The 17,709-nt window shown below is 70.7% G+C and carries 11 protein-coding genes and 1 other RNA gene; 11 read left to right on the top strand and 1 reads right to left on the bottom strand.

The genetic code is table 11. The features are described 5' to 3' along the window. Window position 1 precedes the first annotated feature (1 nt). The 4 genes from BLS25_RS11090 (at window position 2) to ffs (ending at window position 5,094) form a co-directional block, all read left to right on the top strand. Window positions 2–934 carry a carbohydrate ABC transporter permease gene (locus BLS25_RS11090; protein ID WP_056229602.1) on the top strand — a complete coding sequence of 311 codons (933 nt, stop codon included), beginning with the start codon at window positions 2–4 and terminating at the stop codon, window positions 932–934. Beyond that, window positions 931–1,842 carry a carbohydrate ABC transporter permease gene (locus BLS25_RS11095; protein ID WP_143017913.1) on the top strand — a complete coding sequence of 304 codons (912 nt, stop codon included), beginning with the start codon at window positions 931–933 and terminating at the stop codon, window positions 1,840–1,842. The genes BLS25_RS11090 and BLS25_RS11095 overlap by 4 nt, the downstream gene beginning before the upstream one ends. 29 nt (window positions 1,843–1,871) lie before the next feature. Beyond that, window positions 1,872–4,898: an alpha-mannosidase gene (locus BLS25_RS11100; RefSeq protein ID WP_074695675.1), complete on the top strand. Its 3,027-nt coding sequence runs from the start codon at window positions 1,872–1,874 to the stop codon at window positions 4,896–4,898. Window positions 4,899–4,997: 99 nt separating this feature from the next. Next, window positions 4,998–5,094: signal recognition particle sRNA small type (ffs, locus tag BLS25_RS11105), an RNA gene on the top strand. Between the two features lie 45 nt (window positions 5,095–5,139). On the opposite strand, the gene BLS25_RS11110 is transcribed toward ffs, so the two are convergent. Beyond that, the gene (locus BLS25_RS11110; protein ID WP_074695677.1) at window positions 5,140–5,808 is read right to left on the bottom strand and encodes an NUDIX domain-containing protein; all 669 of its coding nucleotides are present in this window, start codon (window positions 5,806–5,808) and stop codon (window positions 5,140–5,142) included. A gap of 41 nt (window positions 5,809–5,849) precedes the next feature. Here BLS25_RS11110 and BLS25_RS11115 point away from each other — a divergent pair, with 41 nt between their 5' ends. The 7 genes from BLS25_RS11115 (at window position 5,850) to recR (ending at window position 17,468) form a co-directional block, all read left to right on the top strand. Further along, window positions 5,850–6,611 (top strand): DeoR/GlpR family DNA-binding transcription regulator, encoded by a 762-nt coding sequence (locus tag BLS25_RS11115; RefSeq protein ID WP_074695679.1) that lies wholly within the window; start codon window positions 5,850–5,852, stop codon window positions 6,609–6,611. A gap of 58 nt (window positions 6,612–6,669) precedes the next feature. Further along, window positions 6,670–8,814 (top strand): phosphate acetyltransferase, encoded by a 2,145-nt coding sequence (pta, locus tag BLS25_RS11120; protein ID WP_074695681.1) that lies wholly within the window; start codon window positions 6,670–6,672, stop codon window positions 8,812–8,814. Continuing rightward, on the top strand, window positions 8,811–10,043 hold the full coding sequence (locus tag BLS25_RS11125) for an acetate/propionate family kinase (protein WP_074695683.1): 1,233 nt from the start codon (window positions 8,811–8,813) through the stop codon (window positions 10,041–10,043). Before pta ends, BLS25_RS11125 begins: the two co-directional genes overlap by 4 nt. A 126-nt stretch (window positions 10,044–10,169) precedes the next feature. Then, a complete protein-coding gene (locus BLS25_RS11130) occupies window positions 10,170–10,904 on the top strand; it encodes an HAD family hydrolase (RefSeq protein ID WP_074695685.1) in 735 nt (244 codons plus the stop codon). 122 nt (window positions 10,905–11,026) lie between these two features. Beyond that, window positions 11,027–13,564, top strand: coding sequence for a glycoside hydrolase family 65 protein (locus tag BLS25_RS11135; RefSeq protein WP_056229552.1), 2,538 nt, complete (start codon window positions 11,027–11,029; stop codon window positions 13,562–13,564). A 332-nt stretch (window positions 13,565–13,896) separates the two neighbouring features. Further along, on the top strand, window positions 13,897–16,875 hold the full coding sequence (locus BLS25_RS11140) for a DNA polymerase III subunit gamma and tau (RefSeq protein WP_074695687.1): 2,979 nt from the start codon (window positions 13,897–13,899) through the stop codon (window positions 16,873–16,875). Continuing rightward, on the top strand, window positions 16,875–17,468 hold the full coding sequence (gene recR, locus BLS25_RS11145; protein ID WP_056229546.1) for a recombination mediator RecR: 594 nt from the start codon (window positions 16,875–16,877) through the stop codon (window positions 17,466–17,468). The genes BLS25_RS11140 and recR overlap by 1 nt, the downstream gene beginning before the upstream one ends. Window positions 17,469–17,709 lie beyond the last annotated feature (241 nt).

Raw genomic sequence — 17,709 nt, forward strand, 5'->3', positions numbered from 1 at the left:
CGTGACCGCCCTGGCTCAGACCGGGGCGACCGGAACCGACCGGAGGTCGCGCGCCACCACGCGCGGCCTCCGGTCCTCGGCCCGGGCGCTCCCGCTCCTTCCCGCAGCGCTGCTGCTCGCGGTGTTCCTGCTCGGACCGATCCTCGTGTCGCTGTGGGGCTCGCTCACCAATGCGACCCTGTCGGGCTCGACCGCCGTCGCGAGCCAGTTCATCGGCCTCGACAACTACACCCAGCTCTTCAAGGCCCCCGACTTCCCCGTGGCGGTCGTCAACACGATCGTGTTCGTGTTCTTCTCGGCCGTGATCGGTCAGAACATCCTGGGGCTCGCCCTGGCCCTCATGATGCGCTCGGGCAATCGCGTCGTCACCGCGGTGGTCGGCACGATCGTCGTCACCGCGTGGGTCCTGCCCGAGATCGTCGCGGCCTTCGCCGCGTACGCGTTCTTCCGCGACAACGGAACCCTGAACGTGATCCTCGGCTTCTTCGGTCTCGACCCCGTCAGCTGGCTCTTCACGATGCCGGTGCTCATGGTCATCTTCGCCAACATCTGGCGCGGGACGGCGTTCTCGATGATGGTCTACTCGGCGGCCCTCGCCGACGTGCCGCCCGAGATCACCGAGGCGGCCGAGGTCGACGGGGCGAGCGGCATCAAGCGCCTCTTCCTCATCACGATCCCCATGATCCGCTCGACCATCGGCACGAACTCGATGATCGTGACGCTGCAGACCCTGTCGGTCTTCACGCTGATCTTCGTCATGACCGGCGGTGGCCCCGGCACCAAGAGCACGACGCTGCCGATCCTCGCCTACCAGCAGGGTCTGAAGTTCGGCGAGCTCGGCTACGGCACCGCGATCGCCACGATCATGCTGCTCATCGGCGCGATCTTCTCGTTCTTCTACGTCCGCGCTCTGCGCGAGGAGGTCTCGTCATGACCACCGCCACCCTCCCCGAGGTGACCGGAGCGCGCGTCCGCTCGGCCCGCCGCGCCCCCGCGCGCAAGAAGGCGTCGCTGTCGTCGCCGCGCACGCGCGCCCTCCGCGTCGTCGCCAACACGCTCCTGATCGTGGTCGGCATCCTGTTCGTGGTCCCGCTCGTGTGGCTCGTCACGGCCTCGCTCGACGCGCAGCCCACGCTGGCGATCAAGATGCCCGAGGTCGTCACCCTCGACAACTTCGCGGCCGTGATGAAGCCCGACCTGCTCTTCCAGCCCCTGTGGAACAGCGTGCTTCTGGCCGGGGGCACCTCGATCGCCACGGTCGTGCTCGCCTCGCTGGCGGCCTACCCGCTCTCGCGGTACAAGATGCGCGTCGGCAAGCCCTTCCTCTACGCGGTGCTGTTCGGCACGTGCCTTCCGATCACGGCGATCATGGTGCCCGTCTACAGCCTGTTCGTCCAGCTCAACCTGATCGACTCGATCGGCGGCACGATCCTCTTCCTCACCGCGAGCGCCCTGCCGATCGCGATCTGGATGATGAAGAACTTCATGGACGGGGTTCCCGTCGAGCTCGAGCACGCGGCCTGGATGGACGGCGCGGGGTCGATGCGCACGCTCGTGCAGATCGTGCTGCCCCTCATGCGCCCGGGCATCGCGGTGGTGTTCATCTTCACCTTCATCCAGGCGTGGGGGAACTTCTTCGTCCCCTTCGTGCTGCTGCTCAGCCCCGACTACCAGCCGGCCGCCGTCAGCATCTTCAACTTCTTCGGGTCGTTCGGAGCCGTGGCCTACGGCCAGCTCGCGGCCTACTCGATCGTCTACTCCCTTCCGGTGCTCGGCCTGTACGTCCTCGTGCAGCGCGGACTCGGCGGCCCGTCGGCTCTCGCCGGCGCGGTCAAGGGCTGACCCGTCCCCCCAGACAAGGAACCCACTTCATGCACGACCGCACCGCGCTCATCGAGATGCGTATCGAACGCTTCGTCCGCGAGCGTCTCGCCCCCGCCGTCTACCGCGACCGTCAGCCCCTCGAGATCTCGGCGTGGGAGGCCCCCGGCGAGCCGGTCACCTTCGACGAGGCTCGGGATGCCGAATACCGCCCCTTCGCGATCGGAACGCCGTGGGGCCGGGCGTGGGGGACGACCTGGTTCGCCGTGTCGGGAGAGACCCCCGCCGCGTGGCGCGACGACTCGGGGGTCCTTCCCGCGGGCACCGTCGCCGAATTCGTCGTCGACCTCGGGTTCACGGCCGGGCAGAGCGGTTTCCAGTGCGAGGCGCTGATCTGGAACCGCGACGGGGCCCCGATCAAGGGCATCTCGCCGTTCAACAACGCCACCGCCGCCGCGGTCGACGCCGACGGCCGGATCGACGTCCTCGTCGAGGCCGCGTCGAACCCCGACGTGGGGAGCCTCTTCACCTTCGAGCCGACCCCGGTCGGCGACCCCGTGACGGCGGGCGACGCCCCCCTCTACGTCTTGCGCGAGATGTCGATCGGACTCCGCGACGTCGCGGTGTGGGAACTCCTGCAGGACTTCCGCCTGCTCCACGGTCTGCTGGCCGAGCTCGACGCGACCTCGGCGCGCCGCGCGGCCCTCCTCGAGGGGATGGATGCCGCGATCGACGCGGTCGATCCCCACGACGTCGCCGGGACCGCGCAGGCCGGTCGCGACGTGCTCGCTCCGCTGCTCGCCGCGCCCGCGGCATCCAGCGCCCATGTCCTTCACGCGGTGGGCCACGCCCACATCGACTCGGCGTGGCTCTGGCCGGTGCGCGAGACCGCCCGCAAGGTGTCGCGCACCTTCAGCAACGTGCTCTCGCTGATGGACGAAGACCCCGAGTTCGTCTTCGCCAGTTCGTCGGCGCAGCAGTTCGCCTGGATGAAGGAGCACTACCCGGCGCTGTGGGAGCGCCTCAAGGCGCGCGTCGCCGAGGGACGCTTCGTGCCGGTGGGCGGGATGTGGGTCGAGTCCGACACCAACATGGTCGGCGGCGAGGCGATGGCCCGCCAGTTCGTCGAGGGCAAGTCGTTCTTCCTCGAGGAGTTCGGCATCGACACCGAAGAGGTGTGGCTACCCGACTCGTTCGGTTACAGCGGCGCTCTGCCGCAGATCATGAAGGCGGCGGGAGCCCGCTGGTTCCTCACGCAGAAGATCTCGTGGAACGAGACGAACCGCATCCCGCACCACACCTTCCGGTGGGAGGGCATCGACGGCTCGCGCATCTTCACCCACTTCCCGCCCGTGGACAAGTACAACTCCGAGGTCACAGCGGCCGACCTCGCGCACGCCGAGCGCAATTTCGCCGACAAGGGCCGGGCGCGCACCTCGCTCCTTCCCTACGGCTTCGGCGACGGCGGCGGCGGCCCCACCCGCGAGATGACCGCGACGATCGCGCGCACGGGCTCGCTCGAGGGCGCCCCGATCGTGAAGCACTCGACCCCGCGGGAGTTCTTCGAGACGGCCGAGGCCGAGTACGCCGACCCGGCCGTGTGGGCGGGGGAGCTGTACCTCGAGTTCCACCGCGGCACCTACACCAGCCAGCTGCGCACCAAGCAGGGCAACCGCCGCAGTGAGCACCTGCTGCGCGAGGCGGAGCTGTGGTCGGCGACCGCCGCGGTGCGGGTGGGCGCGACGTACCCGGCCGAGGCGTTGCGGCGCCTCTGGCGCCTCGTGCTGCTGCAGCAGTTTCACGACATCCTGCCCGGCACCTCGATCGCCTGGGTCCACCGCGATGCCGAGCGCAACTACGAAGCGATCGCGACCGAGCTCGAGCAGATCATCACCGACAGCCTGCGCGCGCTCGTCGGCACCGGCGACCACGCGGTCGTGGCCAACGCGGCCCCGCACCGCCGCGCCGGCGCTCCCGCCCTCGCGATCGCTTCCGCGGCACCCGCGGGGGACGTCGCCCCGCGGGCGGACGGCGAGGGCTTCGTCCTCGACAACGGCATCGTGCGCGCGGTCATCGACGGACGCGGTCTGCTCACCTCGCTGGTCGAGGTGGCCAGCGGCCGCGAGGTCGTGCCGGCGGATCGCGCGGCGGGGCTGTTCGAGGTGTTCCGCGATACGCCCACCCAGTGGGACGCATGGGACATCGACGAGACCTACCGGCGCCACGTCACCCCCCTCGACTCCGCCGACGCCGTGCGCCTGGACGGCCACGCTGTCGTCATCGAGCGCAGCACGGGCGCGTCCACGATCGTCACGCGCATCGCCCTGGCGAACGGCTCCCGCACCGTGCGTCTGTCGCTCGACGTCGACTGGCATGAGCAGCAGAAGCTGCTCAAGCTCGGTGTCCCCGTCGACGTCCACACCGATCGCGCGGCTTCGGAGATCCAGTTCGGGCACATCGTCCGCCCCACCCACACGAACACCTCGTGGGATGCGGCACGCTTCGAGACGGCCGCGCACCGCTGGGTGCGGGTCGCCGAGCCGGGCTTCGGCGTTGCCGTCACCAACGACTCCACCTACGGCCACGACATCACACGCCACGAGCGCGCCGCCGGTGGGACCTCGTCGCTCGTGCGCCTCTCGATCATCCGCGCGGCGACCTTCCCCGACCCCGGTCAGGACCAGGGCGCTCATCACCTCGAGGTGGGCATCGTCGTGGGGGCCGACGTGATCGACGCCGTCACGGAGGGGTACCGCACGAACCTGCCCGAGCGGACGATTCCGGATGCCGCCGAGACGGCGGTCGCCCCGCTCGTCGCGATCGACCGGCCCGGTGTCGTCGTCGAGGCGGTCAAGCTCGCTCAGGACGGCTCGGGGGATGTGCTCGTGCGCCTCTACGAGGCTCTGGGGGAGCGCACGCGCGCGCACCTCGAGGCCGGGTTCGCTCTCGCCGGTGTCGTCGAGACGGACCTGCTCGAGCGCGAGGTCGAGGCAACGGCGGTGGCGAGGACGACGGACGGAGTGGTCGAGCTCGACCTGCGTCCGTTCCAGCTGGTGACGCTGCGTCTGAAGCGCTGACGCGGCGGATGAGGGGCGGCCGGGGCGCTGATGCCCCGGCCGTTCCGTCGTCCTCGGAGGCGGCGACCACGAGCGCCCGTTCGCGTCGGGTAGGCTGTACTCGGCTCTCCGCGTGGCGGTATCCCGGCCAACTCCCCCAGGACGGAAACGTAGCAAGGGTAACCAGGCTCTACCGGGTGCGCGGAGGGTCTTTTCTTTGCCCGGAAACCGGAGCCCGGAGCCCGATTTCGGATGCCGTGCCTCAGCGCCGGGCGAAGGGCCCGTCGAGCACCGCCCACTGCAGCAGCATGATGGTCTTGGCATCCTGGATCGATCCGTCGCGGATCTTCGCCAGCGCGACGTCGATGTCGTACTCGACGATCTCGATCTCTTCGTCCTCCTCGGCAAGGCCCCCGCGGTCGCCCTCGCGCTCGGCGCCGTCGTAGGCCGCGGCGAAGAAGTGCAGCCGCTCGGTGACCGATCCCGGACTCATGTAGACGTCGAACACGTGCTGCACCTCGTCGACCCGCACCCGCGTCTCCTCGTCGGCCTCGCGGCGGATCGCGGTCATCGGATCGTCGTCGTCGAGCAGGCCCGCGGCGGTCTCGATGAGCATGCCGTCGGGGTGGTCGTTGACATAGGCGGGGTAGCGGAACTGCCGGGTGAGCAGAACGGTGCGCCGGTCGGGGTCGTAGAGCAGGATCGTCGCCCCGTTGCCCCGGTCGTAGGTCTCGCGCGTGAGGGTCGTCCACTCGCCGTCGTCTCCGCGGTAGCGGAACGTCGTCGCCCGCAGCACGTGCCAGCCGGCCGCGAGGAGGTCGACGTCGGTGACCTCCACCCGCGGGTTGCGGTCGAGGGCGAGACCCGTGAGGTGCAGCCCGCTGCGACCGCGGTGATCGGGGACGGTGGTGCCGGGGCGAGCGCTATCCATGATCCGGAACGATAGTGCAGAAACGTGCAACAATGTGAACCATGCTCGCCGCCGCCCGCAAAGACGCCCTTCTCGACCGGCTCCGGCGCGACGGGCGTCTCGTCGTGAAGGACATCGCCGTCGAGTGGGGACTCTCCGAAGACAGCATCCGCCGAGATCTTCGAGAATTGGATGCCGCGGGCCTCGCGGTCCGCGTCTACGGCGGGGCTCTCCCGGTGTCGCCGGCCGTCGCCGACTACTCCGCCCGTCGCGAGGTCGCTCGGGGGAGTAAAGAGCGCGTGGCCGCCGCCGCGGTCGCCCTCATCGAGCCCGACTCCACCGTCCTGCTCGACGGGGGCACGACGACCCTGGCGATGGTCGACCTGCTGCCACGCTCTTTCGGCGGCGCGATCATCACGCACTCGCCGACGATCGCCGCCGCGCTCCTCGATCACGACGCCGAGGTCATCGTGCTCGGTGGGCGCCTCTTCAAGCATTCGGCGGTCGCCTGCGGAGCCGCGGCGATGGAAGCAGCGCAGAGCGTCAGCGCCGACCTCTTCTTCCTGGGTGTGACGGGGGTTCACCCCGAAACGGGACTGACGACGGGGGATGCCGAGGAGGCGGCCATGAAGCGCGCGCTCGCGGCCCGCGCGGCCGAGACGTTCGTCCTCGCGAGTGAGGAGAAGCTCGGGACGGCGTCGCGCTTCGGCATCCTCCCGCTCGACGGGGTTTCCGGGATCATCGCCGACCTCGACCCCGACGCGGCGCTCGCCGGGGACCTCCGCTCGGCCGGTGCGCGCATCCTGTCCGCGCACCGCTCCTGATCACTCGACGCCGAAGCAACCCCGCGGCGGTGTCGGAGGCCCGCAATAGGCTGGCTCCGTGACGCAGAGCATCTACATCACGTCGGCCGAAGGTCATTCGGGCAAGTCCTCCGTGGCTCTGGGCGTGCTCGACGCCCTGAGCCGCGTGACCCCGCGCGCGGGGGTGTTCCGGCCCATCGCGCGCTCCACCGCCGAGCGCGACTACGTGCTCGAGATGCTGCTCGATCACGACAGCGTCGACCTCGCCTACGACGACTGCGTGGGCGTGACCTACGACGACGTGCGCGACGACGCCGATGCCGCGCTGGCCCGCATCGTCGAGCGCTACAAGGCCGTCGAGGCCCAGTGCGACGCGGTCGTCATCATCGGTAGCGACTACACCGACGTCGGCAGCCCCGCAGAGCTCGCCTACAATGCCCGCATCGCGGCGAACCTCGGCGCCCCCGTGCTGCTCGTGCTCGGCGGTCGCGCGCAGCAGGGTCACAGCGAGACGCTGGGCATGTCGGTCGCGCGCACCCCGAACGAGGTCGGGCAGATCGCCTCGCTCGCCGTCTCCGAGCTGCAGCACGAGCGGGCCGCGCTCTTCGCCGTGATCGCCAACCGCGCCGATCCCGACCACCTCGACGAGATCACGGCATCCGTGCGTCAGGTCGTCGACGCGGTTCCGGTCGGGGCTCCGGCCGAGCGTCGCAGCGTGCCCGTCTGGGCCCTCCCCGAAGACCGCTTCCTCATCGCCCCTTCGGTGCGCGGCGTGCTGCGCTCGGTCGAGGGCGAGCTCATCAAGGGCGACCCGGCTCTGTTGACCCGCGAGGTCCTCGACGTCGTCGTCGCCGGCATGTCGATGGTCAACGTGCTGCCGCGACTCAAGGAGTCGGCGGTCGTCGTCATCCCGGCCGACCGCAGCGAGGTGCTCATCGCCGCCCTGCTGGCCAACGCCTCGGGCACGTTCCCCTCGCTCGCGGGCATCGTGCTGAACGGCGGGTTCGAGCTGCCCGACGCGATCGTGCGCCTGATCGACGGCCTCGGCTCGCCCCTGCCGATCATCGCGACCGACCTCGGCACCTACGACACCGCGGTGCGCATCATGAACACGCGCGGTCGCCTCGCCGCCGACTCGCAGCACCGGTACGACACCGCGCTCGCGCTCTTCGAGCGCCACGTCGACACCGAGCTGCTCACGCGCGAGTTGGGCGTCGCCCGCCCGAGCGTGGTCACCCCGCTCATGTTCGAGTACGGCCTCGTCGACCGCGCCCGCAGCGACAAGCGCCGCATCGTGCTGCCCGAGGGCAACGACGACCGCGTCCTGCGCGCCGCCGCCACCGTGCTTTCGCGCGGCATCGCCGACCTCACGATCCTCGGCGAACCGATCGAGGTGCGCGGGCGCGCGATCGAGCTCGGCATCGACATCCGCGACGCCGAGGTGCTCAGCCCCTTCGACGCCGTGCACGTCGACAAGTTCGCAACCGAGTACACGCGGCTCCGCGCCCATAAGGGCGTCACCTATGCCCAGGCCGCCGACACCGTGACCGACGTGTCGTACTTCGGCACGCTGATGGTGCACCTGGGCCTGGCCGACGGCATGGTCTCCGGAGCCGCCCACACCACGGCGCACACGATCCGCCCGGCGTTCGAGATCATCAAGACCGCCCCCGGCGTCTCGGTCGTCTCGAGCGTGTTCCTCATGGCCCTCGCCGATCGCGTGCTCGTGTACGGCGACTGCGCCGTCATCCCCGACCCCACGAGCGAGCAGCTTGCCGACATCGCGGTGTCTTCTGCCGCGACCGCCGAGCAGTTCGGCATCGCGCCGCGCGTGGCCATGCTGTCGTACTCGACGGGGGAGTCGGGCACGGGAGCAGACGTCGAGAAGGTCCGCACCGCGACCGCCCTGGTGCGCGAGCGCGCGCCCGAGCTGCTCGTCGAGGGGCCGATCCAGTACGACGCCGCGGCAGACGCCGCCGTCGCGCGGGCCAAGATGCCCGACTCCGAGGTCGCCGGTCGGGCGACGGTGTTCGTCTTCCCCGACCTCAACACGGGCAACAACACCTACAAGGCCGTGCAGCGCTCGGCCGGCGCGGTGGCCATCGGCCCCGTGCTGCAGGGCCTGAACAAACCCATCAACGACCTCTCGCGCGGCGCCCTCGTCGACGACATCGTCAACACCATCGCCATCACCGCGATCCAGGCCCAGGGGGGCACCCAGTGAGCGTCGTCCTCGTCGTCAACAGCGGTTCGTCGTCGTTCAAGTACCAGTTGCTCGACATGGCGCACGAGCGCGTGCTGGCATCCGGTCTCGTCGAGCGCATCGGCGAGGGCACGGGCGTTACGACCCACACGGTCACGGCGGCCGCCCTCGCCGCCCCCGACGCTCCGGCACCCACGGTGACGGATGCCACGTACACGATCGAGCGCGAGATCCCCGACCACACCGCGGGCTTCGCGGTCATGCTCGACGCCTTCGCCGCGCACGGGCCTTCGCTCGACGAGTACGCCCCGGTCGCGGTCGGTCACCGCGTCGTGCACGGAGGTGCGCGGTTCTTCGCGCCCACCGTGGTGACCCCCCTCGTCGAGATCAACATCGACGAGCTGTCGGTGCTGGCGCCGCTTCACAACCCCGCGAACCTCGCCGGGATCGTCGCGGCGAAGAAGGCGTTCCCCGACGTCCCGCACGTGGCCGTGTTCGACACCGCCTTCCACCAATCGCTCGCCCCCGAGGCGTACACCTACGCGATCGACCGCGAGGTCGCCGAGGCTCACCGCATCCGCCGGTACGGTTTCCACGGCACCAGCCACAAGTTCGTCAGCGAGGCCGCGGCCGCCTTCGTGGGGCGCCCGCTCGCCGAGCTGAAGCAGATCGTGTTCCACCTCGGCAACGGCGCCTCGGTCGCCGCGATCGAGGGCGGCCGCTCGGTCGACACGTCGATGGGTCTCACTCCGCTCGAGGGGCTCGTCATGGGCACACGCTCGGGCGACCTCGACCCGGCGGTGCTGCTGCAGCTCGCGCGGCGCGCCGACATGTCGACCGCCGACCTCGACACGCTCCTCAACAAGCGCTCGGGCCTGCTCGGCATCGCGGGGGTGTCCGACATGCGCGACATCCAGCAGCGACGCGAGGCGGGAGACCCTGCGGCGCGCCTCGCCTTCGACGTCTACATCCACCGCCTGCGCGCGTACGCGGGCGCTTACCTCGCCCAATTGAACGGGGTCGACGTGATTTCGTTCACCGCGGGAGTGGGCGAGAACGCCGCCGCCGTGCGCGCCGAAGCCATGGCGACGCTCGGATTCGCCGGGGTCGAGATCGACGCCGAGCGCAATGCGACGCGCGGTCGCGGCATCCGGCGCATCTCCGCCGACTCCTCGCGCGTCGAGGTGCTCGTCGTACCCACCGATGAGGAGCTCGAGATCGCTCGGCAGACGCTGTCCGTCGCAAGCTGACCCCCATCGACCCTCTACCGGGTTGAATGAACCGACGCCACGACCCGCCCCGGTGGGGCCCGCCCGCTACCCTGAGAGCGCCGCGGCCCCGCCGCCCACGCACCGCATCCCGACCTGGAGCCCGCCGTGACCGACAGCCCCGACCTGCCTGACCTCACCGCATTCGAGGGTGTGCTCTTCGATCTCGACGGCGTGCTCACACCCACGGCCGAGGTGCACATGAGGGCCTGGAAGACCATGTTCGACGAGCTCTTCGCGGCGTGGAAGATCGAGCCGGCCTACACCGATCGCGACTACTTCGAGTACGTCGACGGCAAGAAGCGGTACGACGGGGTCGCGAGTCTGTTGCGCAGCCGCGACGTCGAGGTGCCGTGGGGCGACCCCTCCGACGATCCGTCCGAAGACACCGTGTGCGGGGTCGGCAACCGAAAGAATGTCGTCTTCTCCGAGATCCTCCGTCGCGAGGGGATTGCCCCCTACCCGGGGTCGGTCGCGCTCCTCGACGTGCTCCAGGCGGCGGGGACCCCCATCGCAGTGGTCTCGAGCTCGAAGAACGCCGTCGAGGTCCTCGAAGCCGCGGGCATCCGCGATCGCTTCCCCGTCGTGATGGACGGTGTCATCGCCGAGCGCGATCACCTCTCGTCGAAGCCCGCCCCCGATGTCTTCGCCGAAGCGGCTCGGCTGCTCGGCGTCGACCCCGCGCGGTCCGTAGCCGTCGAAGACGCGCTGAGCGGCGTGCAATCCGCCGTCGCCGCCGGCTACAGCGTCGTCGTGGGGGTCGACCGGGGCGTCGGAGCCGACGACCTCCGCTCCGCCGGGGCCACCGTGGTCGTCGACGACCTCGCCGCGTTCGTAGACTGAGCCGTCACCACCCGCGACACCCCCGCGCCGTCCCGCACGGCGACACCGCGCACCACCCGCGCGAGCGGCCCCCCGCCGTCTCGCGTCGACGTTCGACCCTGCCACCGGAAGGCACGCCCCCGATGATCGATCGCGATCGCTTCCCCGTCGACGAATGGCGCCTCGTCGAGACCGAGTACTCGATCGACGACGTGGGGGTCACCGAGACCCTCTTCGCCGTCGGCAACGGCTACCTCGGCCTGCGCGGCAACTCGATCGAGGGGCGGTTCGCCCTCGAGCAAGGCACGTTCATCAACGGCTTCCACGAGACGTTCCCCATCCGTCACGCCGAGCAGGCCTACGGCTTCGCCGAGGTCGGGCAGACGATCATCAACGCTCCGGATGCCAAGGTCATGCGCGTCTACGTCGACGACGAGCCGCTCTCGCTCGATGTCGCCGACGTCCGCGAGTACGAGCGCGTGCTCGATATGCGCCAGGGGATCCTGCGCCGCAACATCCTGTGGGTCACCCCCTCGGGCAAGCGCGTCCGCATCGAGGACGAACGCTTCGTGTCCTTCGACGAGAAGCACCTCGCGGTGCTCCGCTTGACCGTCACGGTGCTCGACGCCGACGCTCCCGTCACCGTCAGCAGCCAGCTGTTGAACCGGCAGGACGGTGAGGGCATCTACGGCGGCTCGCCGATGGCATCCAAGCAGTCCGGTTTCGACCCGCGGAAGACCGAGAAGCTCAGCGACCGCGTGCTGCAGCCGCGCGAGTACTGGCAGGACGGCAACCGCTCGGCGCTCAGCTACGAGGTCAGCGAGTCGAACATGACCCTGGCGGTCATCGCCGACCACCTCGTCGAGACCGAGAACGAGTACACCTCGCGACAGCTCATCGAGCCCGACATCGCCAAGAACGTCTATCGCGTCCATGCCCGGGCCGGCGTCCCGACCACGATCACCAAGCTCGTGAGCTACCACACCTCACGGGGTGTCCCCACGGGTGAGCTTCTCGACCGCTGCCGTCGCACGCTCGACCGCGCTGTCGAGACGGGCATCGACAAGCTCGTCGAGAAGCAGATCGCCTGGTACGCCGACTTCTGGGACCGCTCCGACGTGCGCATCGGCGGTCACGGCGACCTGCAGCAGGCCACCCGCTGGTGTCTGTTCCAGCTCGCGCAGGCCGCGGCCCGCGCCGACGGACAGGGCGTTCCCGCCAAGGGCGTCACCGGATCCGGCTACAGCGGCCACTACTTCTGGGACACCGAGGTCTACGTCCTCCCGTTCCTGGCGTACACATCGCCGCTCTGGGCGCGCAACGCGCTGCGCATGCGCTATCTCATGCTCCCCGCCGCGCGGAAGCGTGCGCACCAGCTCAACGAGGCCGGGGCGCTGTTCCCCTGGCGCACCATCAACGGCGAAGAGGCCTCCGCGTACTACGCCGCCGGCACCGCGCAGTACCACATCAACGCCGACGTCGCCTTCGCCCTGGCCAAGTACGTCCGCGCGACGGGAGACGAGGAGTTCCTCGCCCGCGAGGGGGTGGACATCGCCGTCGACACCGCGCGCCTGTGGTCGACGCTCGGGTTCTGGCGTTCGAGCGACGCGGCCGACGAGGGCGAGCACGACTCGTTCCACATCCACGGCGTCACCGGGCCCGACGAGTACACGACCGTCGTGAACGACAACCTCTTCACGAACGTCATGGCGCGCTTCAACCTGCGCTTCGCGGCGCGCACCGTGCGCGATCTCGCCGAGAACAGCCCCGAGGCCTACGCCCAGATGGCCGACCGCATGAACCTCGACCCCTCCGAGCCCGAGCGCTGGGACAAAGCCGCCGAGGCCATGCACATCCCGTTCAGCGAGGCCCTCGGCATCCATCCTCAGGACGCCGTCTTCCTCGAGCGCGAGATCTGGGACCTCGAGAACACCCCGCCCGATCAGCGCCCGCTCCTGCTGCACTTCCACCCGCTGGTGATCTACCGGTACCAGGTGCTCAAGCAGGCCGATGTGGTGCTCGCGCTGTTCCTGCAGGGAAACCACTTCACGGATGCCGAGAAGCTCGCCGACTTCGAGTACTACGACCCGCTGACCACGGGCGATTCGACGCTGTCGGCGGTCGTGCAGTCGATCCTCGCGGCCGAGGTGGGCTACCAGGACCTCGCGCTGGAGTACTTCCGTCAGGCGGCGTTCGTCGACCTCGGCGACCTGCACCACAACGCCTCCGACGGGGTGCACGTCGCCTCGGCCGGTGGCGTCTGGACGGCCCTCGTGAGCGGTTTCGGCGGCATGCGCGACCACTTCGGTCTGCTCACCTTCGACCCGCGTCTGCCCGCCGACTGGCCCGAGCTGTCGTACGTGCTGCACTGGCACGGCACGCGTCTCGACATCACCCTCACCGCGTCGGCGCTGACCCTGCGCGCCGGGGGAGAGGGCGAAGCGGTCACCTTCGCGGTGCGCGGAGTGGACTACACCGTCAGCCCGGGCGAGACGGTGCGCGTCGCGCTGCACGGCCAGGGTCCGGTGCGTCCGGGACGCCCGTCGATCCGGCAGCTCGAGGGATCGGTGCGCGAGGACGGGACGCTTTTGTCGGCGTCGGTCCCGATCGTCACCACGGCGATCCCGATCGTCGGCGACGACACCGGCCCGATCGCGGTCGGACTCGACGGCGGCTTCTGAGTCTCCGTGACGCGGCGGCATCCTCCGGGGTGTCGCCGCGTTCGGCGTTTCGGGGGAGCGGTGCGGCGCCGGCGTCGGGGGCGCGGCGGATGGCATGAGAACAGGCGGATGCGACGAGAACAGGGCGGCGAGAGAAGAACCGGCCTGTTCCGAAGACGTCTCCTGTTCCGGTGACGGCGGGCGGGTCGGTCGAGCGTCGAGCGGCGTGGCGGCGGCGGCGTCGCGGCGTGGGGATCCGGCATCCGGTGCTCGATACACCCCCCACGCGGAGGGTGAACCGCGCGGGGAGCGGCCGCGGAGGCGATGTCGGAGGTACGCCGTAGGCTGGGGGAGTGACCACAGCCCTGTACCGCCGCTACCGCCCCGAGGCGTTCGGCGAGATGATCGGGCAGTCGCAGGTGACCGAGCCGCTCATGACCGCCCTGCGCAGCGACCGCGTGGGTCACGCGTACTTGTTCTCCGGTCCGCGCGGCTGCGGAAAGACCACGTCGGCCCGCATCCTCGCCCGCTGCCTCAACTGCGCAGCCGGCCCCACCGACACCCCGTGCGGAACGTGCGACAGCTGCGTCGAGCTGGGGCGCGGCGGCGGCGGCTCGCTCGACGTGGTCGAGATCGACGCGGCGAGCCACAACGGCGTCGACGACGCCCGCGACCTGCGTGAGCGCGCGATCTTCGCCCCGGCGCGCGATCGCTTCAAGATCTTCATCCTCGACGAGGCGCACATGGTCACGCAGCAGGGCTTCAACGCCCTGCTCAAGCTGGTCGAAGAGCCGCCCGCGCACGTGAAGTTCATCTTCGCCACGACCGAGCCCGAGAAGGTGCTCGGCACCATCCGCTCGCGTACGCACCACTACCCGTTCCGGCTCGTGCCGCCGGCCGCGATGCTCGAGTACGTCCAAGAGCTCTGCGAGACCGAGGGCGTGGGCGTCGAAGCCGGCGTGCTACCCCTCGTCGTCCGCGCCGGCGGAGGGTCGCCGCGCGACACCCTCTCGTTGCTTGACCAGCTCATCGCGGGCAGCGACGCCGACGCCGACGGGCACGTGCTTGTGCGCTACGAGCGCGCGGTCGCTCTGCTCGGCTACACGCACTCCGAGCTGCTCGACGAGGTCGTCGACGCCTTCGCCGCGAACGACGGGGGAGGAGCCTTCGCCGCCGTCGACCGGGTCGTTCAGACCGGTCAAGATCCGCGTCGTTTCGTCGACGACCTGCTCGAGCGGCTTCGCGACCTGATCGTCGTGGCCGCCACCGGTGCCGGCGCCTCGGCGGTGCTGCGCGGGGTGCCCGACGACGAACTCGAGCGCATGTCGCGCCAGGCGACAGCCTTCGGCGCCGCGCGCCTCTCGCGCACGGCCGACCTGGTCGTCGCGGCTCTCGACGAGATGACCGGGGCCACGTCCCCGCGATTGCAGCTCGAGCTTCTCGTTGCGCGCGTGCTCACCCACGCCGGGGTCGCCCAGGGCACATCGCCCGCCATGGCGCACGACCTCGAGGCGGCACGCGGCGGAGCGTCCGCCCCCGCCCCGGCCACGGGGCGTCCGGCATCGCCCTCCGCTGACATCGCCACCCCGGGTGCGGCTCCGGCGGACCCCGCGGTCGCGAGCCCGGGTGGTTCTCGGTTCGCCTCGCCGGGGATCGCGGCGCCGGGCGCGGCGTCCGCGCCGGTGGCATCTCCCGGTGTCGCTTCGCCGGGTGTGGCTTCGCCGGGTGTGGCTTCCCCGGGTGTCGCCTCGCCGGGTGTGGCGTCCCCGGGTATCGCGTCGCCGACGGTGGGCTCCCCCACCGTTTCGCCTCGCTCTGGTTCCGCCGCCGTCGCATCGCCGACCGTGGCGTCTCCGGGGCGGATCGCGGCGCCCGAGGTGGCATCCCCCTCCGTCGCCCCCGCCGCGGCGGCGTCGCCGGACTCGGCCCCGTCCGAAGCGATGTCGGCCGCCGTCGCGCCCTCGAGAGACGCTGCTCCCGGCCGACCCGACACGTCCGCCGAGCCCCTGCCGAGCGATGACGACGCCCCGCCGCCGTTCACCGACGACGACGCTCCTCCGCCGTTCGACGACGACGAGCCGATGTCCGCGCCCGCCGCCGCCGTAGATCGCCGGGGGCAGGAGCAGCCCGACCGCGCGTCGATGCCGGGGGCGGCTGTTCCCGCGCGAACCGGTTCCTCCGCGGCTGGTCGTGCCCGCGCGGTCTCCTCCGACGAGGCCCATCCTTTCGACACGGCTCCCACTCCCGAGACCGTCGCCGCAGAGCGCGACGCCGACTCCACGTCGGCGTCGACCGCAGCGGAGTCCGAGGTGGGCGCGTCGTCTCCCGACGATGCACCGTCTTCCGCGTCCTCGCCGACCGTCGCTGAGGCTGGGGACGGCCCGACGGCCAACGCTTCGTCGGTCGATGCTCCGAGCGCCGACGCTCCGCTCGCCGAGGCTCCGGCCGCCGACGCCGCCAGCGCCGACGCCCCGCCCGCCGACGACGCGTCTCCTCTCGAACCGACCGCGCCCACGCCTCCAGCCACCCCGGTCGGTCCGATCGAGCTCGGCCACGTGCGCGACGCGTGGCCCGAAGTGCTCGGTCAGCTCGAGGTCGCGAGCCGGTCGTCGTGGCTCGTCGTCTCCACCGCCGCGGTCGCCGCCTTCGAGGGCGACGTGCTCACCCTGGCGTTCCGCACGGCCAGCGACCTCACGGCCTTCAAGACGCGCACCCCCGAGGGCGGTCCGAGCGAAGACCTCCGCCAGGCCATCCAGGCCGTCCTCGGCATCCGGGTCAAATACCTCGCGCGCCTCGAGCAGGACGGTTCGGGCGGGCCCGGAGGCTCCGGTCCCGGCGGGCCGTCTCGTGGTCCGGCGGGTTCGGCGCCGACGCACGGTCCCACCTCGGGGGCCCCGGCGTCCGGTCCGCGTGGCTCGCAGACCTCCGCGCCGTACTCGTCGTCGGTCACCGAATGGGCCGTCGCCCCGATTCCCGCATCCGACGGTTCCGCGCCGACCGCCCTCCGGGCTCCCGTGGCACCGTCTACGGCGCTCGCGGTCGACGACGAGCCCGATGAAGCCACGGCCGTCGCTCCTGCGGCGGTGCACGAGGGCGCCGTCCTGCCGCCGCGCGAGGTCACCCCCTCGGTGCCCGCCCCCGACGAGGTCGACGATGACGACGTCATCCCCCCGGTCGACGAGGTCGAGGCGCCCATCCCGCCCGTGGTCGTCCCGCGCATGGCCCCGCTCAGCGGGGGAGTCCAGCGGTACGGCGAGGCCGTGGTCCGCCAGATGCTCGGCGCCACCTACGTGCGCGACGAACCCTACGAGCCCCCGACGAGGTTCAACTGATGTACGACGGCATCGTCCAAGACCTGATCGACGAGTTCGGACGCCTCCCCGGCATCGGCCCGAAGTCTGCGCAGCGGATCGCGTTCCACATCCTCCAGTCGCCGTCCTTCGACGTATCGCGCCTGTCGACGCTCCTCGGCGAGATCCGCGACAAGGTGAAGTTCTGCGAGATCTGCGGCAACGTCTCCGAGCAGGATCGCTGCTCGATCTGTCGCGACCCCCGCCGCAACGCGACGCTCATCTGCGTCGTCGAAGACGCCAAAGACGTCGCGGCCATCGAGCGCACCCGAGAGTTCCGCGGGCTGTACCACGTGCTCGGCGGCGCCATCAGCCCCATCGCGGGCATCGGCCCCGACGACCTGCGTGTCACCCAGCTCATGCAACGGCTCGCCGACGGCACCGTTCAAGAGGTCATCCTGGCGACGAACCCCAACCTCGAGGGCGAGGCGACGGCGACCTACCTCAGCCGGTTGCTGCACACCCTCGAGATCCGCGTGACGAGGTTGGCATCCGGTCTCCCCGTCGGCGGCGACCTCGAATACGCCGACGAAGTGACTCTCGGCCGCGCCTTCGAAGGGCGCCGCACGCTCTGAGCCGACCACCGCGGCGTGTTCGCGGAGGGTCCGTCCTCGGGCGCGCGTCTCCTGACGCGCGTTCCGTCGCACGTGTGTCGCTGACGTACCCGCCGGACGTCACCATGCCGGATGAACCGGCTGGTGAACGTCGCTTATGAGTTCGCGACGAATCGTTGCGGGGTGGTGAACCGCTCGTTCACCCTCTGCTCGCGCCACGGCCATGCGGGGGGAGGACGTTCTTCTCTGCGGAACAGCGTGG

The sequence above is a fragment of the Microbacterium testaceum StLB037 genome (assembly GCF_900104345.1).
Taxonomy (GTDB): Bacteria; Actinomycetota; Actinomycetes; order Actinomycetales; family Microbacteriaceae; genus Microbacterium; species Microbacterium testaceum_A.